General features: G+C 36.5%; 21 protein-coding genes and 2 tRNA genes. 9 read left to right on the forward strand and 14 right to left on the reverse strand.

What is annotated here, in order from left to right:
* Positions 1-44 precede the first annotated feature (44 nt).
* On the reverse strand, positions 45-2417 hold the full coding sequence (locus ACTJJF_RS10040) for a TonB-dependent receptor domain-containing protein (protein WP_440699564.1): 2373 nt from the start codon (positions 2415-2417) through the stop codon (positions 45-47).
* 204 nt (positions 2418-2621) lie between these two features.
* Positions 2622-3245, reverse strand: a complete 624-nt coding sequence (locus ACTJJF_RS10045) for a hypothetical protein (RefSeq protein WP_440699565.1) — start codon at positions 3243-3245, stop codon at positions 2622-2624.
* Between the two features lie 351 nt (positions 3246-3596).
* On the opposite strand from ACTJJF_RS10045, the gene ACTJJF_RS10050 reads away from it, so the two are divergent.
* Both ACTJJF_RS10050 and ACTJJF_RS10055 read left to right on the forward strand, forming a co-directional pair.
* Complete coding sequence (locus tag ACTJJF_RS10050; RefSeq protein ID WP_440699566.1) at positions 3597-4160, forward strand: TetR/AcrR family transcriptional regulator; 564 nt, start codon at positions 3597-3599, stop codon at positions 4158-4160.
* Between the two features lie 39 nt (positions 4161-4199).
* The gene (locus tag ACTJJF_RS10055; RefSeq protein ID WP_440699567.1) at positions 4200-5600 is read left to right on the forward strand and encodes an MFS transporter; all 1401 of its coding nucleotides are present in this window, start codon (positions 4200-4202) and stop codon (positions 5598-5600) included.
* A 39-nt stretch (positions 5601-5639) separates the two neighbouring features.
* Here ACTJJF_RS10055 and ACTJJF_RS10060 read toward each other — a convergent pair whose 3' ends face one another.
* The 11 genes from ACTJJF_RS10060 to ACTJJF_RS10110 all read right to left on the reverse strand — a co-directional run bounded on the left by ACTJJF_RS10060 (position 5640) and on the right by ACTJJF_RS10110 (position 14009).
* Positions 5640-6749, reverse strand: a complete 1110-nt coding sequence (locus ACTJJF_RS10060; protein WP_312304397.1) for a serine hydrolase domain-containing protein — start codon at positions 6747-6749, stop codon at positions 5640-5642.
* A gap of 212 nt (positions 6750-6961) precedes the next feature.
* Positions 6962-7693 (reverse strand): class I SAM-dependent methyltransferase, encoded by a 732-nt coding sequence (locus tag ACTJJF_RS10065; RefSeq protein ID WP_440699568.1) that lies wholly within the window; start codon positions 7691-7693, stop codon positions 6962-6964.
* 112 nt (positions 7694-7805) lie between these two features.
* Complete coding sequence (locus tag ACTJJF_RS10070) at positions 7806-8006, reverse strand: YqaE/Pmp3 family membrane protein (RefSeq protein WP_312304392.1); 201 nt, start codon at positions 8004-8006, stop codon at positions 7806-7808.
* A 56-nt stretch (positions 8007-8062) separates the two neighbouring features.
* Positions 8063-8758, reverse strand: a complete 696-nt coding sequence (locus ACTJJF_RS10075; protein ID WP_440699569.1) for a M949_RS01915 family surface polysaccharide biosynthesis protein — start codon at positions 8756-8758, stop codon at positions 8063-8065.
* Between the two features lie 20 nt (positions 8759-8778).
* Positions 8779-8851 (reverse strand) — tRNA-Lys (locus ACTJJF_RS10080).
* 4 nt (positions 8852-8855) lie between these two features.
* Positions 8856-8930 (reverse strand) — tRNA-Lys (locus tag ACTJJF_RS10085).
* Positions 8931-8943: 13 nt separating this feature from the next.
* Positions 8944-10251, reverse strand: a complete 1308-nt coding sequence (locus ACTJJF_RS10090; protein WP_440699570.1) for a hypothetical protein — start codon at positions 10249-10251, stop codon at positions 8944-8946.
* Between the two features lie 8 nt (positions 10252-10259).
* The gene (locus tag ACTJJF_RS10095) at positions 10260-11105 is read right to left on the reverse strand and encodes a hypothetical protein (RefSeq protein WP_312304385.1); all 846 of its coding nucleotides are present in this window, start codon (positions 11103-11105) and stop codon (positions 10260-10262) included.
* A 21-nt stretch (positions 11106-11126) separates the two neighbouring features.
* Complete coding sequence (locus tag ACTJJF_RS10100; RefSeq protein ID WP_440699571.1) at positions 11127-11555, reverse strand: hypothetical protein; 429 nt, start codon at positions 11553-11555, stop codon at positions 11127-11129.
* A gap of 24 nt (positions 11556-11579) precedes the next feature.
* Positions 11580-11963 carry a tetratricopeptide repeat protein gene (locus ACTJJF_RS10105; protein ID WP_312304380.1) on the reverse strand — a complete coding sequence of 128 codons (384 nt, stop codon included), beginning with the start codon at positions 11961-11963 and terminating at the stop codon, positions 11580-11582.
* Between the two features lie 27 nt (positions 11964-11990).
* Positions 11991-14009: a M3 family metallopeptidase gene (locus ACTJJF_RS10110; protein ID WP_440699572.1), complete on the reverse strand. Its 2019-nt coding sequence runs from the start codon at positions 14007-14009 to the stop codon at positions 11991-11993.
* Between the two features lie 214 nt (positions 14010-14223).
* Between ACTJJF_RS10110 and ACTJJF_RS10115 the strand changes: the two genes are divergently transcribed.
* Complete coding sequence (locus tag ACTJJF_RS10115) at positions 14224-14748, forward strand: SRPBCC family protein (RefSeq protein WP_312304375.1); 525 nt, start codon at positions 14224-14226, stop codon at positions 14746-14748.
* Between the two features lie 85 nt (positions 14749-14833).
* On the opposite strand, the gene ACTJJF_RS10120 is transcribed toward ACTJJF_RS10115, so the two are convergent.
* Positions 14834-15280 carry a DUF805 domain-containing protein gene (locus tag ACTJJF_RS10120; protein WP_440699573.1) on the reverse strand — a complete coding sequence of 149 codons (447 nt, stop codon included), beginning with the start codon at positions 15278-15280 and terminating at the stop codon, positions 14834-14836.
* Between the two features lie 74 nt (positions 15281-15354).
* Here ACTJJF_RS10120 and ACTJJF_RS10125 point away from each other — a divergent pair, with 74 nt between their 5' ends.
* The 6 genes from ACTJJF_RS10125 (at position 15355) to ACTJJF_RS10150 (ending at position 20692) form a co-directional block, all read left to right on the forward strand.
* Positions 15355-15804 (forward strand): hypothetical protein, encoded by a 450-nt coding sequence (locus ACTJJF_RS10125; RefSeq protein WP_312304370.1) that lies wholly within the window; start codon positions 15355-15357, stop codon positions 15802-15804.
* Between the two features lie 118 nt (positions 15805-15922).
* Positions 15923-16558 carry a DoxX family membrane protein gene (locus ACTJJF_RS10130; protein ID WP_440699574.1) on the forward strand — a complete coding sequence of 212 codons (636 nt, stop codon included), beginning with the start codon at positions 15923-15925 and terminating at the stop codon, positions 16556-16558.
* Positions 16559-16672: 114 nt separating this feature from the next.
* Positions 16673-17188 (forward strand): nitroreductase family protein, encoded by a 516-nt coding sequence (locus ACTJJF_RS10135; RefSeq protein ID WP_440699575.1) that lies wholly within the window; start codon positions 16673-16675, stop codon positions 17186-17188.
* A 198-nt stretch (positions 17189-17386) separates the two neighbouring features.
* Positions 17387-17950, forward strand: a complete 564-nt coding sequence (locus ACTJJF_RS10140; protein ID WP_065399028.1) for a 30S ribosomal protein S16 — start codon at positions 17387-17389, stop codon at positions 17948-17950.
* A 15-nt stretch (positions 17951-17965) separates the two neighbouring features.
* Positions 17966-18508, forward strand: coding sequence for a ribosome maturation factor RimM (gene rimM, locus ACTJJF_RS10145; protein ID WP_440699576.1), 543 nt, complete (start codon positions 17966-17968; stop codon positions 18506-18508).
* A gap of 462 nt (positions 18509-18970) precedes the next feature.
* Positions 18971-20692, forward strand: a complete 1722-nt coding sequence (locus ACTJJF_RS10150) for a helix-turn-helix domain-containing protein (protein ID WP_440699577.1) — start codon at positions 18971-18973, stop codon at positions 20690-20692.
* Positions 20693-21355 lie beyond the last annotated feature (663 nt).

Here is a 21355-nt window from a genome sequence, read left to right on the forward strand (position 1 = left end):
GGCGTTATAGTTTTTATCCTGGTTCTCTAAATAATTCAGTAAACTTAGTTACCGCCACCTGCTCTGTTGGATTCTTCAAATTTCACCTGTTTGGTAGCTCCCTTTACATTATTGTTCCCGAATTTGTAAGTAAGCGAAAGATAAACGTTCCTTGTAATTCCCTTATATTGATAATCTATATTGTAATTGGGATAATATTCAATGCCTTTCTCCCGGTTGGTATTCAGGATGTCGTTCAGATAGACGTTCAGCAGCAGCTTTTTATCCATAAAAGCCAGTTTCATCCCTGTGTACAGTGAAGCGCTGGTGTAATAGTATGTATTTCCATTTCTGTTGGGAAGACTACCCCAGAGGCCCAGCATAAAGGTTACTGTTTTTTCTTTATTCAGGAAGAAATTATTATCAATATTCATATTGGCACTGTAGCCTGCCGGTGCCGGTGAAATAGCAGGATCATAAGATTTTGATTTGGAATAGAATCCGTTGACAAAAATGGTGGATTCCAGCCATTTCAGTTTATTATAATTGTAACTGATGTTGATTCCGGCCTGATCCTCATTATAGAAATTTTTAGCAACGGTATACCGGTAGTTGCCATCCACCATCTGGATTCTGTCCCAGTTGTCTTTGTTGTAATTGTAGTATAAAGTGAAATTAAGATTGTTGTTTAAGACATACCCCAATTCAAAATTGTCAGAGAAGGAAGGCAGTAAATATGGGTTTCCTGTAGAATATTCATATTCCGATGTATAATATTTGAAAGGATTCAGGTTCCCGAAATACGGACGGGAAATTCTACGGGAATAGTTCAGTGAAAAGGAATTGTTTTCATTAGGCTTATAGCTGATATAGACAGTTGGAAAGAATTTACCATACCTGATCCTGGCAGAGGTATTGTCATTCATTGAAATGCCTTCCAGGGTAGTATATTCATAGCGGAGTCCTGCTTTTGCATCCCACTTTTCACTGATCTTAAAATTGGTGGAGACATATGCCGCATAGTTTTCCTCGTTATAAAAGAAAGTATTGGTTCTGTCAGTATTCAGATCATATTGTCCGTTATTGATCGTAAAAAAATTAAACTCGGAATCATTTTTTATTTTGGTGTACTTCAGCCCGGATTCTGTTTTTACTTTTCCAAACGTTTTTTCCAGATCTGCCTGCCCGGAATAAATTCTGTATTTGCTGATCGGATTGGCCATCGTAGAAATGGTCTCTGAAGTAATCGTATTGGAAAAATTCCTTGCATCGGAATTATTAAGCATCATATTGGCGGTAAGGTTCAGTTTGCCTCCCATGCTGTCTAATTTAGCCTCATAAAAAGCTGTTGCATTATGAACATCTCTGCTGTTTCGGTTTCTGAAATTGGATACAATGTTCAGTAACCCTTCCTCATTGAACCTTTTTGAAGTACTTTCTCCTTTTTCCAAAGGATTGCTGTGAGAATAGTTGTAATTGATGCCGATCAGGTTTTTATCATTGATCTTGTATTCCGCTTTTACATTTCCGCCTTTATACTTGTAGTTATTCAGGTTTTGGCTGTCTCTGTTCCAGTAATTATTATTGGTAGTTCCTGTCAGATAATTATAAGTTGTGTAATACCAGTAGTTATCACCCAAAGATAAATTGGTACTCAGAGAAAGTTTTTCTCCCTGATAATTAAATGTTGCACCACTTCTTGAAGATACCGTTGGTTTTCCCCAGAAATAATTTCCGGAGGTCTGAAGAGATCCGTTCCAGCCCAGATTGGTGTTTTTCTTAAGAATAATATTGATCAGCCCGCTTTTCCCCTCAGCATCATATCTGGCCGGAGGAGTGGTAATCACTTCAATTTTAAGAATATCATCGGAACGGAGTGTCTTCAGATAATTGATAAGTTCCTGCCCGTTCAGATTCAAAAGCCTGTCATTGATCATTACGGCTACATTACTCTTTCCGGCGATACTTATCGCATCATCACTGGTTTTTACCATCGGTGTCTTGGCGAGGGCTTCCATAGCATCAATTCCCTGGGAAGCTACAGAATTCTCCACATTGAAGACCAGGCGGTCTACTTTTCTCTCGAATAATTTTTTCTTTGCTGTAACAGTTACTCCTTCTATCTTTTGCTCAGCTACAGGAGCTTCTTTGATCTGTATATCTTTTTTGTAAGGTCCGCTGACCGTAATTTTTTCACTGCTGGTTTTTACTCCGTCTTTTATAATTTCAAGCAGATAATCTCCGTTTTCTTTTAAAGGAATTCTGAATAGCCCTTTTTCATCTGTAATGGCAGAAAATTTTGTGTCATTCCTGGTAATCAGAACTTCAGTTTCCGATACCGGCTTATTGTCTTTATCAGTAATGACACCTTCTACACTTTGTGCGAAAATGAATGGGGAAGAAATCAGACTTAAAAGAAAAATAATCTTTCGGTTCATACTTTAGTTTTATACAAGACAACTATTTTGATGAACCTATTACATCATTTTTGAAAAAATAAAAAATTAATCCGAAAGAATTTACAGCAGTTCATCATTTGGAAAATCATGCTATGAGTTCAGAATATTGACAATGAACTGAATAAAATCGTAAAATTGATAGAGGAGGACTTCCGGGTTTACGGGGAGAAATTACAGTCGTTTTTATTGATGTTCAAGCTGTATTATAGATCCTTTGTAAAATTTGGTAAGGTCATAAAGATCGGTAAAATGATGTTGCAGACCGGGAATTACTTTGTCATCAAAATCTGCCGAGCTAAGCTGGTTTTCTGCCAACAGATATAAAGACGGGTAATCCGGTTTTAGAAAATCAGAAAGAATATTTTCATTTCCCTGGTCCCTGTTCATGATTTCTGTGAAAAAAATGCCATAGATCACAAACTGATTGAAGTGCTGGGCATCAACAATATAGTCCAGATGCTGGCGGGAGAGCTTTTCGTAATGAGAAAGAATCTGCAGAAAATTTTCTGCATGATCCACAGAAGGAATTTCATAAAAAACATCTATACCGTTAATGAACAGCTGTGTTTTGACTTCTTCACGATCGGAACGGTAAGCATTGCTGAACCATGAGAAAATCATGAGAAGCTCTTCCTGCGTAAGTTCTTCCACAGAATCTTTTACTTTATCTTTAATGATTTCAAGTTGCGCTCTGGCATCAGGCTGAAGGAAACTCAGTATATTTTCTTCTTCACGACTGAGCTTATTGTACAAATTAATTTTGGCAATATTAGGGTTGGTTTTGATGAAATAAAGTTCTTCTGCCATAGTTATTGACCAAATAATTTTTATGAAATGGTAATTAAAGGTACAAAATATACAGTATGCTTATCAAAAAAATATTATGTATTGAATGGTAATGCGTGTGGAAGAAATAGCTGGCGTTGAGAGAAATTGATTATTGGATTGAAAGTCGGAGTGCAGGAAGATAAAACTGAAAAATCACGGTATAAGATTTTTCTGCACGTTCCAGATCATTGACCGGGATTCAAAATAAACAATAGGATTTTATGAATTCAGTAGATCCTTCACGGCAGTAATTGTAAGACGATATTTATTTTTATTTTCAAAAATATATAGACTTATCTATTTTTTATATAGCTTTGTAAAAAAATTGAAATGAAAAAAGAAAAAGTACGGGAAAGGATCATCAGAGTAGCTTCAGATCTGTTTTACAGACAAGGCTATAATTCTACCGGGATTAATCAGATCATTGCAGAGGCGGATATTGCTATCGGTTCATTGTACAATCATTTTTCTTCCAAGACTGATCTTATGCAGGCTTATCTTGTAAAAGAGGAATCTGAATGGCTGGAAGGTTTTGAAAACAGTATGGCTAAAATTTCAGATCCTGGGGAAAAACTACTTGCCCTGGTTGATTACCGTAAAAAATTACAGCAGACCTCAAAGTTTGCAGGATGTCATTTTATCAAAATTACTTCCGAAACCGGAGAGACTAATCCTTCTGTTTCTGCCTTTGTGAAAGCGCACAAAGCAAAACAAAAAGGTCTGATCAGGGCATTGGTTGAAGAATACTGTGCAGATAAACCGCAACAGGACACGGATTCTATGACAGAAAATATTTTTCTATTGATTGAAGGGGCTGTTGTGACCTCAACGATTAATAAGCAGAATGATTCTTTTGATCAGGTAAAAAAAATTGTTAAGGGCTTGTTACCTTAATTTTTTTAATTCTTTAAAAATAGATATATCTATATAAAAATGAAATATAAATATCTGACATTGATTGTAATCCTTTTTGGTCAGTTGCTGACCATTATGGATATTTTTATTATTAATGTATCCATACCTTCTATACAGCGTGATCTTCGGGCTTCCAACGGGGCCATGCAGTTTATGATTGCAGCTTATCTTATAGGTTTTGCTTCTTTTCTGATTACGGGAGGAAGGCTGGGGGATTTATACGGCCGGAAAAAGATCTTCATTTCAGGGTTACTATTCTTTATGCTTAGTTCCCTGGCTTGTGGAATTTCTTCGGGAGCTGTTCAGCTGGTGATTTCAAGACTCATACAGGGGATCAGCGCAGCAATGATGGCTCCACAGGTGCTTTCTATGATCCAGATTTTATTTCCTGTGCATGAAGAACGGACGAAAGCTATGGGCTGGTACGGAATCACCATTGGAATAGGAACGATTCTGGGGCAGTTTCTGGGAGGATATTTTTCTTCATTAAAAGGATGGGACGAACCTTGGAGGTTTATTTTCCTGATCAACATTCCTATTTGTGTGATCGCTATTTTATGCAGTTTCAGGCAGTTGGAAGAATCCACTATGAATACCCGAAAAACTTTTGATATTTGGGGCGTTCTTGTACTTTCAGCTGGACTTTTCCTTATCACTTATGCATTGACAGCTTCTGAGGAAAAGGGAATGGATCTTCAAAATGGAATCATAATGACTGTTTCAGCGGGAATATTAATGTACTTTGTGAAAAATCAGAAAAATAAGATGAAAAAAGACGGGTCTTATCTGATTGATTTTGAACTTTTCAGTTATAAAAATTTCAATCTGGGTATCATCGCTGTTTCTTTCTTTTTCATAATGCTGGATTCTTATTTTTATATTCTGTCCGTATTTTTTCAGGATGGATTAAAGATCAGCCCGCTGATGGCCGGTGAAATCATTGTTTTTCAGGGGCTGGGATTTATACTGGCATCAGTATTTTCAGTACAGCTGATTTTAAAATATGGGAAAAACGCCCTTATAGCCGGGCTTATAGTCATTATTACTGTTCTTGTTCTCCAGGTCTTTTTTTTCAGGATATCCAACGACTTTTATATGTTTTGCCTGCTGTTATTTTTACATGGATTGGGAGTAGGTGCTGTTATTCCTTCACTGGCCAATATTGCGTTATCCGGGATGTCTGAAAAACTGACAGGAAATGCATCAGGCGTTTACAATACCTTCCAGCAGATTGCAGCCATCATTGGTATTGTAGCTGTAGGTGGTATCTTTTATTATGTTCTCGGTGGTCAGCCTTTAACCGTACATTATCATCATGCCTTTTCCATTGCTGTACTGGTTAATGTGCTCTGCCTGCTTTTTGTAATCGTTGCCGTTTTCAGGGTCCCGGATAATGTATTGCCTAAAAGAAAAACCTGAGATAAGCGTTGTGCTTACTGTGCTTAAGATAAAAAACAGTTATTTCTTAAGGCTTTTTTCCGGGGTTTTTAACTCATTCAGCGTTATTTTGGCGATATTTCTGGTGATTTCAGTAGGAGAGTGGCAATCACAGTTACTGAGGCCTATCACGTAAATATCTTCACCGGGAATATAAACACCCATACTTTTGAAACCAAAGACACTTCCGCCATGTTCACGGTCCGGAGCTCCATTCATTTCTTTCAGATGCCATCCGTATCCATAGGTAAATTCTTCACCGCTATTCAGTTTATATTTCTGAAAGGCTTTTTGGGTTTCCACAGGATTGAGCAGGAGATTCTGATTTAAAGCCTTTTGCCATTTCCAAAGATCATCCACTGTAGACATCAATGAGCCGGAAGAATAAGGAATACTGAAACTGATAACTGTCCTATTGACAAATCCCTGTTCTTTTTTATGATAACCATAGGCTCTTTTAGGAATAACCTTTCTGTCAGAAGCATAATAGGAATGAGTCATTCCTGCCTTGTCAAAAATATTTTTTTGAATGAAATTCTCATAGGTATCCCCGGAAACGAGCTCTATAATATAACCGAGCACTACGTACCCCGAATTGTTGTAATCAAACTTTTCACCCGGGGCAAAATCAACGGGTTCGTTTTTGAAAAAATCTACCATTGCCTCAGGCTTCATGTCTTTTTGAGCAATGGAAGAAAGCGCTTTCATTTTGGTGAAATCTTTTATTCCTGAAGTATGGGTGAGCAAATGATGAATCGTAATTTTATCACCGTTCGGATAATCTTTACTGTATTTTGAAACAGGATCATTCACGTTCAGTTTCCCCTGTTGTTCCAGCATTAAAATAGCCACAGCTGTAAACTGTTTGGTCATAGAACCTATCTGGAAAACCTGGTCTGTGGTCATATCAGTATCAAGTTCCAGATTTGCTTTTCCAAAGGCCTTTTTGTAAATACTTTTACCTTTCCGGGTAATCATAAAAACTCCTCCAGGTTCATTTTTATTTCCAAATTCAGTCCGGATCAGGCTGTCTATTTTTTTTTCATAGCTTTTGGTAAGTTGCTGTGCATCCATTGTGCTGAAAAAAAATGGAAGTACAATAAGGGCGGTTGTCAGTTTTTTTAAAATCATATTTTTTACTTTGTTATGCAAAGATATAATTTATTTTAATTACTATGTTATACAATGTAATGATTTATATTGTTAATGATAACGAAGAATATTCATTATTAAAATATTAAGATGATTATTAAAGCAGATACCATCAGAGAAACCTTACCAATAATGGTTTGCATTTGATATTGAAATTTTTATAATGGCACTCTTCTGTATTTCAATAAAAGTTATTTTTCTGCAGAGATAAGTAACATCATCGGGCGTCGGAGTTCTTCTTTCATCTCTGGAATTTCCTTCAGCATTTCCGGCCCTGGCTGAGGTTCGATAATTTCTTTGATTCTGAAGCCCTGTTTTAATAAGGTATTTAAATAAGAAGTCAGGGTTCTGTGGTACTTGATTACATTTTCACCCAGAAATGTGGTGTTTCTTTTTCCTTCAAGAAAATAACGGTCAACGGGCCAGCATGTTTTCTCCCCGTTTTTATCATAGACCCAGTCCTGTCCGCCTTCAGCCGTAAACACTGGATGTTCCACGGAAAACACAAAATGCCCTCCGGTAGCCAGCCATCGATGAATATTTTGGGCCAGGGCATCAAATGACTCTATATAATGTAAAGTCAGTGAACTCAGGACAAGATCAAACTGCTCATCAGGATAATCCACATCTTCCAAAGCTTTTCTTTCATACTGTATACCCTCCAGACTGTTAATTTCTGCAGCTCTGGCCAGCATTCTTTCTGAAAGATCGATTCCAACAACGGATGCCGCTCCGTTTTCTATCGCATAGCGACAATGCCACCCAAATCCGCAACCGAGATCAAGAACTTTCTTTCCTTTAAAATCCGGCAGCATAGTTCTCAGGGCATGCCATTCTCCGGCACCTTCAAGCCCCAGTTGTGACCGGAGCATTTTTTCATACTGGTCAAAAAATGACGGGTTGTCGTATTTATTTTCTTTCATGATACAGAAGATTTACAATTATAAATTTACGATTATCAAAATAAATCAAATCCCTTTAAAAACAAAAAATCCTTTACTTGCATAAAGGATTGTATCTGGATTGAAAATAGTTTTACTTCTGACTTTCACGTACTGCACGGATCAGATCTTCGTTGCGTCTGTTAGCTCTTTCATTATTTAAGGACATAACAGCCCAGATAGCCGCCGGAAGCCAGCCGATCAAAGTGATCTGTAAAAAAAAGCAGATAATTCCGGTAAGCACTTTTCCTCTAACGATAAAAGATAGGAAGGGAAGTACAACAGCTAAAAACATGATGTAAATTTTTAAGGTTATTAATCAAATGTAATGAAAAATAATGAATCAATGAATTAATCCTGAACGTGTTCAGCCCAGAGCTTTTCAGCATAATCCCTGAATACTTTTGGCCCCTGCTGAAAAGCTTTGTCAAAGGTATAAGTTCCGCCTTCAAATACGGGCTTACCCTGATCCTCCATTCCGGACCGTATTTTTGTTTCTCCGCGCATGGCAAACTTTTGTTTTCCTTCGTACATGATGAGCTTTAAATCTGAAGGGCTTATATCCCCTTTACAGGCCATTTCATACATCACCCAGATTTCAGCAATACCGTTTTTATCAAGATCAGTTACCTTTAAAGAATTTTTCTTAAATGCAGCATCAATATCTACCATACAGTCTTTGATAAAGTCATTCACCTTCCATATTTGCCGGTTATTTTCCAGAGAATAGCAATGGGCAAAAACTTCAGCATCGCTACCATCATTTTCATGGGTAAAGTTTTCATTGATGTAAACACCTGTTTCAGAAGTAACCACCATATATTCTCCTGTTTTATCCTTCCATCGGAATCCGTCTTTAAAGTTTCCTTTATATTTCAACGTTTTCGGAACCTGGGCAGAATCAATTCTTGTCGTGACCAAAGAATCTGTTTTTTCTACCTGATTCATTTCAGGAGCTTTCGTCTCAGCAATTGAATCTTTCTTTTCATTTTTACAGTTTAAAAAGAACAGGAAGGGAAGGGCATAAAGGAAGTACGTTTTCTTCAAAATAGTTTTATTTTCTGTTGGTCTGATAACAGGGCTCGAACCTGTGTCCTCCCGGTCCAAGAGCCGGGTGCTCTGCCACTGAGCTATATCAGAAATCAGGATAGGTGCAGGGCTCGAACCTGCGTCAATCCGGTTAAAGAGCCAGATGTTCTACCACTGAACTAACCTATCCTTTTATTTTCTTTTCAGAGTTTTCCTGAAAAATATTTGTTTTGTCTTAAAATCTTAGCCAGAAACGGATTGGAGACGGTTACTCCATGTACCAGTTCCGGAGTTGGCTTGTACTGGCTTACTCCGTGAGGGCGAGGGGCAATCCAACCTGATTTTTCAGGATCAATACCTGATTCTTTGCAGGCGCTGACAATCATTTCCTTGTTACAGAAAGCTTTTTCCTGAAAAACTTCCCATGGCAAAGGTACAATATTCCAGACTTCTGTGTTGGGATCGATCTTTCCTCCGGTAGATAAGTGCCATGCAATGACATCTGCCGCCATCAGGCGCATTACTTTTCCGAAACATACGTCATCAAGAATAAATTCCATTCCCAGGGCATAGATCAGATTCATCCAGTTGTCTCTGGCTTTATTCCAGGCGCCGGCTGTGTTGTTCCAGGTTGTGGAATCGTTGCCTTTCTTTACTGCCATTGTTTTCCGGTAAATGTCATTTTCATTCCAAAGCGCTTCCAGGAAGACTGAAACTTCTTCAAGAATAAAAGTCCATTTGCCTAATAGCTTCCCTTTTTGTTCATCGGTAAGATGCTGTAATACTTCTTTGTCCGAATAGCTGTAAGAAATCGCTGACCAGTTTGTAGTATCAGGGCTTTGCTTACATCTGTTGAACAGCATTTCACATATTTCGTCAAAAGGTCTGTCCTGACTCTGATTAGTAAAAACACTTCTGAGGTTGCTTCGGGCATTGAAATACGCAATAAAGCAAGCCGTATTCAGATCTTTGCTGAACTCTTCAAAACTTATAGTATGGGTAAGCCCGTGTTTGGCAATTTTCTGCAGCTCAAGCTTTTTTGATTCATGAATGAACTTTTGAAGTCTTATTTCGATCCGTTTCAAAAGTCTCCATTTTTTATTGTAATTCCGTTTGGAAATATCCAGTCCGGCCAGTTTTCTCAGATCTTTATTCAGACGGTCACTTCTGAAATCATTTTGTCCGACATCCTTGTGAATGAGGGGAGAAACTTCATTCAGAAATGTTTCAATTCCGGCTGCCGTATGATAGGAACTTTCTTTTTCACTGATCCTGAAGATTTCAACGGCCTTTTTGATCTGCTTTTCGGCACCCACTGCTTTTCCAAATGTTTCAAGCATTGAAGTATACCCATAGACACTGTTCTTCAGCGAACGGTTCGCAGCCTTGCTCAAAGTTGCCAGTTCATGAATAGCTAGCTGGCCTTTCATCAACTCAACGATCATTTCTGCGACGTCTTCGGGACGGCGGCGTTGATCCAGGGTTTGGTAAAGCTGTTGTATAATAAGCATTAGAAATATTAGTTACCAACTATATATATGCATTTCCAATTTATAGGGAAATCCATTTCTTTAATTGCTTCCTCAAATCTTGGTGCACCCCAAAAATCTTTTGTAACATAAAATACAGCATAAAAAATTTTATAATTGATATTTCCAGTATAGCCTTTTATATCACTTATAACTTGGTCAATTTGGCTTTTAAGAGCACTTTCTGATTTTGCATATTTGTATTCAATAGCTACTTGGAGGTCCGGAATTAAAATATCAGGATTATAGTTTTTAAAGCATTTAAAAAATCCAGAAGTAGGACTTAAGCTTTTAGAGAAAGTTGATTCAATTACAAATTTTACTTCATTATATAAACTTGTTTCTGACTCAGGTCTAGCTCCAATTTTATTAAGGATTGACTGAGTGTTTCTTAGAATGTTTTCTAAATATATTATACCTGCTTGTTTAAGTAGTCTATCTATATAAGAACCTTGACTAAATTCAAAAGGAACTAAATATTTTGAAAATTTACTCACTGTAATACTATAAGGTATTGTATCCTCATTACTATATTTATTTTCAAATAATGACTCCTCAAGCTGTTTAATCATATCCTTTTTAAAGGAAGCTAAATATTCTTTCAGATTTAATGATTCAAAATATACAGTACATAAATTATATAATTGCCAAGCTTCATCTCTAAACTTTTCTTCTATATCAGCTTTTTTTTCGTAATGAATAGGATTAGAATTATATTGATAATTGTTGAGTTTTTCTTCTTCATTTAAAAACTCTAAATCAAAAAAATAACTTCTCATACTAGAAAGTAAGTCTATTATTTTTTCTTCTTTGTATATTTTATTATTGTCCTTCACTATTAATTTGTTTGAAGATTTCTATATGGCATTCAAAAATACAAGTTCTCCCATCGTTTTATCCGTTTGCACCAGCTCTCCCTGGGGAATCTGATGATGAAGATAGGTAAAAAGTAAGTTGGTTACCCATTTATTTTCAATACCGTGAATATAATAAGAACAGATCAGTCCGAAATCATCGGAAATATAAGCAGGTAAATCGGATGATCCTGTAGATTTGAATATAGAGACAAAAATCTCTTTCCGGATGTCACTGATTTTGTCTTCGGTTTCTTCATCCGTTACTTTATCTTCAACAACCTTATAGGCTTCCATCGACACATCTGAAAATGTGGAAGAATCCCTGTTGTCCAATATTTTATCGATAGTTTCGGTATCAATATTGTCAAGAGCAGCTTTTAATGATTCATTAAAAGCTGCTGCCAGTTTATTTATGTTTTCTGTTATCATTTAAAAAAAATTATCCGAAAGCTCTTAACGGGATTGCGGTTCAAAGTGCGCTTTAAAGGTAAGAGGGCTCTCCACTTTATCCTCCACTTCTTCAAGATACTCTAAATATTCCGACTGATGCTTTTCCATATAAATCATAACAATAGTCAGGTTTACAAAAAGATTTTTATCCTCAGAGCCTAATTTTAAAGCCGTTTTTAAATATTCCAGAGCTTTCTCATTTTCTCCCATATCCGAGTAAATGGCGCCAATATTGATGAGTGCAGAAGTATTTTCGGGTTCGATAAGTAAAATTTCATCCAATTCTTTAATCAGAAGATCATTTAAAGTATCCCAGTGGTCTTCATTCTGCCACCTTTTAGCCTGAAGCTTTTTAACGTTTTCAAGTCTTTGCGATATGCTGTTCATTTGTTTTAAAGTATATCTGAATGTATTTTATCCAAAAGCTCTTTTCAACAAACTCTCCACTTTAGGCTCGCTTCCTCTGAAGTTTTTATAGAGTTCCATAGGGTCTTTGGTTCCTCCTGAAGAAAGCAGTACTTTATACTTTGCAGCAATTTCCGGATTGAAGATTCCGTTTTCTTTAAAATACTGGAATGCATCGGCATCCAATACTTCCGCCCATTTGTAAGAATAATATCCTGCAGAATAGCCACCCTGGAAAATATGAGAAAAACTGGGGCTCATTGCTGTTTCCGGATTGGTAGGATAAAGCGCAGTAGCTTTGGTATATTTATCCTCAAAGTCTTTTACACTTTCGTTATCCAGTTCACCAACTTTTGTATGGTAATTCATATCCAGAAGCCCGAAGCCCAATTGTCTCAGAGTCTGGTAGCCTTCCATAAAGTTTTTAGACTGCTCGATCTTTTCAATTTTTTCGTCAGGAAGAACTTCTCCCGTTTTATAATGCTTGGCAAAAGTTTTTAAGAACTCAGGCTCATAGCAGAAGTTTTCCAGGAACTGAGACGGAAGCTCCACAAAATCCCATTTTACAGAAGTTCCGGAAAGTGTAGGATACTGAGTGTCAGCCAACATTCCGTGAAGAGCATGTCCAAACTCATGGAAGAGGGTAGTTACTTCCTGGAAGGTCAGTAAACTAGGTGTATCTTTTGTCGGCTTGCTGAAGTTACAAACAATAGAAATATGCGGACGTGAATTTTCACCGTTCTGCTTGTACTGATTTTTATAGCTGGTCATCCATGCACCGGCCCTTTTTCCTTTTCTTGGGAAATAATCTACATACAGCAGGGCTTTGTAAGTTCCGTTCTCTTTTACCTCATAAACTTTTACCTCTTCGTGGTATTTCGGAATATCATTTCTTTCTTCAAAAGTCAATCCGAAAAGTTTTCCTGCCAGTCCGAAAACGGCATCCTGTACCTGATTCAAAGGGAAATAAGGTTTCAGCTCCTCATCATTAAGGTCAAATTTTTGCTTACGAAGCTTTTCAGCATAGAAGGCGTGGTCATAGCTTTGCATATCTTCAATGCCGTCAGCTTTTGCCAGGGATTTTAATTCTTCAATTTCTTTATCAGCATAAGGTTTTGCCTTTGTTAAAAGCTCATTCAGGAAATCAAAAACTTTTACGGGAGACTTGGCCATTCTTTCCTCAAGAACAAAATCTGCATAATCTTTATATCCTAAAAGAACTGCTTTTTGTTGTTTTAAATTGAGAAGTTCCCTGATCATATTCTGATTGTCATATTCCCCGCCGTCAAAAGATTTTTTACCGTTGGCCAGTGCAAGTTCCTTTCTCAGTTCACGGTTTTCAGCATAGGTCATGAACGGGATGTAGCTTGGATATTGTAAAGTTATTACCCAGCCTTCAAGATTTCTTTCTTTAGCTTCCTCAGTATATTGCTCAATGATGGCTTCAGGAATTCCTGCAAGGTCTTCCTTATGGGTGATATGTTTAAAATAAGCGTTCGTAGAGGCCAGTACATTCTGTCCGAACTGTAAAGATTTTAAAGAAAGATCCATGCTGATGTTCTTTAATTTTTCTTTATCCTCTTCATTCAGTAAGGCACCGCTTCTTACAAAGCCTTTATATGTTTCATTCAGAAGCATTTGCTGCTCTTCATTGAGGTTATATTTTTCCTTTTCATCATATACTTTTTTGATTTTACTGAAAAGGGCTTCGTTCTGAGAGATTTTTGAAGAATATTCTGTCAGGATCGGAGATACTTCCTGTGCGATCTGCTGGATCTCGTCACTGGTTTCTGCAGAATTCAGGTTGAAGAATATATTGGATACAATGTCCAGCTGCTCTCCGGAATAAGCCAGAGCCTCAATCACGTTTTCAAAAGTGGGTGCTTCAGGATTGTTGACAATAGCATCAATTTCTGCTTCCGACTGTTGAATCAGTTCCTTAAAAGCCGGAAGATAATCTTCATTTTTAATAGTATTGAATGGTGCTGAGTGGTATGGTGTATTGAATTTCTCTGTTAAAATATTCATTTTTCAATTTTTATATAAGGTAAATTTAATGATTCAGCGGGAATCACAACTGAAATGCTCAAAAATAATGCCCGAATATCAGGGTGTGACAAAAATACCTTATCTTTATATAATCTTGTCATATGGAAAGTGGGAGTGATGCAGGAATATTTAATTTTGAAAACAGATATCGATATATTGATCATTTTAAATACAACCTTAAATAAAATAGACTATGAAAACACTCTTAAAAATCATTGGTGCCATCATTCTGCTGGTGGTAATATATGCAGTAATTGCCATGCTGGCTTTCAGCAAAGATTATCATTATGAAAAATCCATTGTCATCAATGCTCCTAAAGAGAAAGTATGGCAGCATGTAGGCTCTTTAAAAGCATACAATACATGGGATCCTTTTTCTAAAGAAATAAAGAACTTTTCTGTCACTTATTCCGGAGAAGGAGATAAAATCGGGGATTCCTATCATTGGAAAGGAGATGACAGTGAAGGAGAGCAATCGATTACCGAGATCGTCCCGAATGAAAAGCTAGGTACCCAGCTTCATTTCATTAAACCGTTTGAAGGAATGGCTAAATGTAATTTTATACTGACACCTGAAGGAAGCGGAACAAAAGTAACCTGGATGATTGATAACGAACTGACCCCCATGATGAAAGTAATGAAGCCTATGATGAACAGTAATATGGATAAAATGTTCGGTCAGGGATTGAATGATCTCAAGAAAATTGCGGAGAAATAAAAAATATTTCCTGAACTTATTAACAGAAAGACTGCTTTGAAGGCAGTCTTTTTTATTGGAAACAGGTTTTGCTGAATGAAACAGATTATCTTCTTTTACTACAGTTGCAGTGCTGATGTCCGCAATGTCTGCATTGGTGGCTGTGCAGCATATTACTCATTACTGCATTCTGAAAGTCATCTTTAGTAGTATTGAAGGTGTCATTACCTTCACCTTTCGGATTGGGGCCATATTTATTGACTCCATAATCACTGCCGCCAAATACCATAAAGAAAAAATAACCCGGAATGAACTGATACAATCCGCTGTTACCTCTGTCATGGCACCTTCTTGCTCCTTTCAGTAAAATAAAAATAATAAAGGGAATCATAAAGAGTCCTACAATTCCTTTTCCGTCTTCTGATAGTTCGTAATGTTTTTCAATCAACGTTAAAGGATAAACCAATACGTAAAAGATAATAAGGGAAATAACATACTGCCCTCTGGTAATTCTTCCTTTGCGGGAAAACTGATTTAAAATTCTATGGATCATTAGTTTTTTTATGAAGTGACGAAAATATAAATTATTATTCTAAAAATATTATCTTTATATAAAGAATCGATTGTATGGAGAAGATTGTATTTGAAAAAAGTGATATCAGGGATTTTGTAAAAACCACCATTGCAGAGAAAATTGAGAAACTTAAAAATTTTATCGAATTTACTCTGGAAGCCAGCCGTGACATCAAAAAAACTCCGAAATATGACAGCATGAGAGAAGAGATGCAGGAAGAAATCTATCAGATGCAGCGTCAGCTCGGAGCATTGAATGATCTGAGACGGAATATGGCAAAAGTTCTCAATACCGCTACGGAAAGAGTGCAGCTGGGATCACTGGTGATTACCAATAAAGCCCGTTTTTATATTTCAGTTTCATTAGGTGAGTTCTTCTTTGAAGGTGACCGTTTCTATGCCATTTCCCCTGAAAGTCCGATGGCCAAAAAGATGATGGGAATGAAATCCGGAGATGAATTTACCCTGAATAAAATTCATCAGAAAATAGTGGAGGTACTGTAAATAGCTCTGATACTATGTATTGATAAAAGGAAAATAAGTTCAACTGGCTTGATAAGAAACTCAATCTGTAACGATTAACCCATGGTGAGCAACTAATACCGTAAACCATCACCAATACATGAAATTTGAAAAATTAAGAACCGGCAGACTCAATCAATGGATAATTATTCACCTCCGTTATCTGGTGGGTTTTGCATTTTTTCCATCAGGGCTGGTAAAGCTCATGGGGAACAGATTTACAATACTCTCAACAGATAATCCGATAGGCTATTTCTTTGATGCTCTCTACCAATCCGGATTTTACTGGAATTTCCTGGGTCTGGCTCAGATCACTGCAGGAGTTTTACTGATGACACAACGCTATGCCACGCTGGGTGCATTGATGTTTTTGACGATATTAACCAATATCTGGATCATTACGATCAGTCTTTCATTCAAAGGAACCTGGATCATAACCTCTTTAATGATGGCTGCGGTCCTTATATTACTGATCTGGGACAAACACAAGCTGCTTCCGGTTTTCAATTATAATAAAGCAAGTACAGTAAAGGAATATCCTGATCCGGAACCTGTTTGGATCATTGCCGGAATGGTATATACCATAAGTTTTATCGCTTTGTATATGCTTGATCCTGTCAATGGAAATAGCTATGAAAAATGGTTGAGTATCCTATTGGGTGCAGGTATTTTGCTGACTTTTGTTTTCAGCAATTATAAAGCTTATAAAAATCGAAAACCGATACTGAATACTTGATGAAATTGAAGAGCTTTGTAATAAAACCGGATGATGCTTTTGTCTTGAAAATTTTTGAAAACTTCAATGATTTTAAATGGAACAGATTGAATTCCATATTGTAAATTTGCAGGTATGAATAAAGCAGAAGTTTTAAAAGAAATCATAGAGCAGAGAAGAAGTATTTTCCCGAAAGATTATACAGACACAGAAATAACTCAGAAGGTGATTGATGAAATTTTACATTCAGCAACACTGGCCCCGAATCATAAAAGAACAAAGCCTTGGCGTTTCAAAATCTTTAAAGGGGAAGAAAAGGCAAAACTGGCATCAGAAATGCAGGTCATCTATAAAGCAACCCAGCCTGAGCAGCTTTTCCTGGAGAAAAAATACAATGATATTGGTTTTAAAATCAATAAAGCAGACGTTGTGGTATCCATTGTGGTCAATTTCAGCGGAATGGTTCCTGAATGGGAAGAAATTGCCGCAACTTCAATGGCGGTTCAGAATATGTACCTTACCTGTACAGCGAATAATGTAGGGTGCTACTGGAGCTCTCCTAAAATTGTAGATCATCTGAAAGATTCTCTTACTATTGAAGAAAACCAGAAGTGTCTGGGGCTTTTTTATATGGGAAATCTGGATTCATAGCCCTGATTGAGCGGCCTGTCTGAGCTCTTTTTCTTTGCAAAAGAAAAAAGCGAGTAGCGAAAGCAGGTTCCCGGCTTCTGAAAAAAATAATTTGAATTTGTAAAACTTTTTATCTGAAGCTTTTTACTTCAAACTTTTTTACTATCTTTGCACTCTTAAATATTTAACTGGGACGAGTTCCCGTAAAATTCAAACATTATGTCAGTAAAAATCAGATTACAAAGACACGGTAAAAAAGGAAAGCCTTTTTTCCACATCGTGGTTGCAGATTCTAGAGCAAGAAGAGATGGTAGATTCATCGAAAAACTAGGAACTTATAACCCAATTACTAACCCGGCAACTATCGAATTGAACGTTGATTCTGCTGTACAGTGGTTAAACAACGGTGCTCAGCCTACTGATACTGCTAGAGCTATCCTTTCTTACAAAGGTGCCCTTTACAAAAAACACTTACAAGGTGGTGTAGCTAAAGGTGCTTTTGACGAAGCTGAAGCTGAGAAGAGATTCAACGCTTGGGTAGAGGCTAAAGAGTCTAAAGTACAAGGTAAAGTAGATGGTTTAGCTACTGCTAAAGCTGATGCTAAGAAAGCTGCTTTAGAAGCTGAAGTAAAAGTAAACGAAGCTAGAATCGCTGCTGCTGCACAAGCTGAAGCTGATGCTAAAGCTGCTGAAGAAGCTGCAAACGCACCTGCTGAAGAAGTTGCTGAAGCTACAGAAGGAGAAGCTCCTGCTGCTGAAACTGAAGAAAACACTGAAGCTTAAGAACAAACCCCTGTTATGCGTAAAGAAGATTGCTATTTTTTAGGGAAAATCACACGCAGACATGGACTTGCGGGTAACGTGATCCTTAAACTGGATACCGACCAACCCGAGCTTTACAATAAATTGGAATCAATATTCGTTGAAATCAACGGATTATTGGTTCCATTTTTTATTGAAAAATCATCATGGAGCAAATTGGATGCTCTGAACCTTGCCTTCAAAAATTCTTCTGAGGCTATGGTAGACCAGACTTTAGGAAAAAATGTTTACCTTCCGCTGGCCTCTCTTCCAAAACTTACAGGTAAGCAATTCTATTACCACGAAATCATCGGATTTGAAATTTTTGACCAGGATGATAACAACTGTGGAGTAATCAGATCCGTCAACGATCAGACGGCACAGGTGTATTTCATCACCAATCTGGATGGAAAAGAAGTGGTTATTCCTATGATCAAAGACTGGATTCTTGATGTTGACAGAGAAGAAAGAACGATCAAAATGGAACTTCCTGAAGGACTTATTGATGTTTTTCTGGTTCCATCCAAAAAAGACGAATAATTTGCAATAAGCAATAAGCATTTTCTGTCTATATTTTTTATTATTTATTACTCATTACCCATTACCCATTACTCATTATCCCTAATCACTGCGGGTAAGAGATATTCCTGTATTTCAAAGAAATGATTCCGATATTTTTCTTTGAAACAGCAGGTGAAATAACTTGATTTACCGTTACAGAGACTCTTCATACATTTTATTAAAAAATATATTCTTTTTCCTATTCCCGGATTCGGTCAGCGATCTTGAGTTTTTTGATCTGATGCTGCCAATGTAGCTTTTTTCATAAAATACTAAAAAAAAGGCAGCCTGAATACAATAGAATGGCAGAGATGTGAAAATCACAATCTGAAGTCTGCAGGTTCTTTGTATGAAATTGTCACTATTGAATGAAAGGAAAAGTTAAAAGGTTGGTGATGTACTGATTAAAATAATATTTTTGTAAGATAGCTAGGACCTACGATGAAAATAAAATTTTTGATACTGTTGTTGACTCTTTGTAATGTGCTGTATGCACAAATAAATACAGTTGATGACCACTCTCTTGAGAAAATGACCTATCAGGAAATGGAAGAGAAGGTTTATAACTCCGGGATCGGTGATGCAGGAAGTAAAAGAATTACAGAATATTACCTTAAAAAAGCCAGATCTGAGGACAATAACACACGGATTGCCGAAGCATATGTCATGCAGCACTTTGACAAACCTTTACCGGTCGCATTACAATATCTTGACAGTTTACAGACCATTACAAAGAATTCTAAAGAAGATTATTATCCTGCCAGAATCTATTTATTAAGAGGAAACCTTTATTTTCGGTCAGATAATCCTCAGGCAGCGTTAAATAATTATATACTGGGACTGAAATATGCCAAAGAGAAAAAAAATAAAAGGCAGATTGCCATGGCCAACGTCAGTATCGCTTATCTGAATAATTATATCGGAAAACATGCTGAAACAGCAAAGACACTCAGATATTACGCTTACAATGCGGACTACATGAATCAGGAAGAGCGTCAACTTCTCAAATTAAACCTGGCAGACGCTTATATCGAGATCAATAAAATGGATTCTGCCTATATATTGATTCAGGAAGGGCTACATTCTTCCGAAAAAAACAAAAACCTTTATGGGCGTTACCAGAACCTGGGATTGCTGGGGTATTATTATGTAAAGCAGAAAAAATATAATGAGGCTATTCATAATCTGATCCCGTGTGAAAACTTTTTTTTCAAAACAAAGGAGTACAGCAAAAGAGCTCAGAATTATACGCTTTTAAATTTAGGGAGATCCTATGCAGGTTTACACAATAAGGAAAAAGCAATAGGATATTTTTCCAAAATTGATTCTCTTGTTCTGAAAACGGGTTCTGTTTATCCGGAGCTGAAGGAAGTCTATACGTATCTTATCCATTATTATAAAGAAAATAATGACAAGGAAAAACAGTTGTATTATGTTGAACGGTTTTTAGATATAGATCAGGTACTGGATACTCAGTTCAGATATATCTCCAGGGAAGTGCCGAGACGGTATGATGCCCTGAATCTGCAACAGGAAAAAGAATCCATTATTGCTGAACTTCAAAGCAGGAAAAATCTTTTTTATATCGTTCTCAGTTGTTTACTGATCTCTCATCTGCTTTTCATCAATGTATATTTTAAGTATAAAAGAACGGAAAAGAAATATAAAAAAATTGCCCAGGATTTAATTCAGTCTGTCAACGAAGATAAGGCGGTTCAGGAAGATGAATTACAAGATGAATCAACATCACAGGATCTCCCTATCGAAAATACAGGAGATAAACCTGCTAAAATAATTTCCGAAGATGTTGTTCAGACCATTTTAAAAGAACTTGAAATCTTTGAAAGCAAAGAACAGTTTTTAAATAAAGGAATTACATTGGGCAGTCTGGCTAAAAAAATCAAGACCAATTCCAGGTACCTGTCTGAAATTATCAATACCTACAAAGGGAAAAATTTTGCCACTTATCTTAATGATCTCAGAATTGACTATGCCATCAACAGATTGGTTAACGACAGGAAATTCAGATCCTATAAGCTGCCTTTTATTGCCGAAGAATTAGGCTACAATAATGAACAGGCTTTCACTTTAGCGTTCAAAAAGAGAACCGGAACACCCCTTTCCATCTATCTGAAAGAAATTGAAAACATGAAATCAATTTAGATTTATTTTATTGTAAATCAGTGTTTTAGTATCTATAGATTCATGATTTTAGTTATATAAATTTATGAATCTATAGAGTATATGCTTGCATCATCATTCTTCTTTATAGCATCTTTGCTCCAGAGGTAAAGACACAACTCTTTTATATTTTGTGCTTCCAAAGAACGAAATGTAAATACAAAAAAAATTAATTAGAGAAACTCAGAGATGAGGGAGTGAAACAGTAAAGTTAGGAACGTAGAGATTAGTGATTCATTTAAAAAAGAATTTATGAAGTAATTAAAAACAATACACCTTGAGAAGATCCGCAATGGTTAGATAATGAACTAAAAACAAAACAGAGAATCTTATCATTTAAAACTAATAACCATTTTCTATACATTATAAAACTAAACCATAAAAACTCAGGATATTCATTATCCTTTACAAGTGATAAAGATGGATCAGTTTTAGTTCAGATCAATGCAGATTATCAAAGTTCAAGGTCATATTGGAAAGGCAGATGAAACTTAAAAATAGAGAAAGAGACACAGAAGAAGATTAAGTTTTCTTGAACTGAAAGTTTTAATACTTGATAAATGATTTTTAAAGACAGCGTAACCATGAAGTTGCGCTGTTTTTTTGTAACTTTGCAGTCATTAATTTTTATATAAAAAATTTATC

The organism is Chryseobacterium sp. 22458, assembly GCF_052044975.1.
Lineage (GTDB): Bacteria > Bacteroidota > Bacteroidia > Flavobacteriales > Weeksellaceae > Chryseobacterium.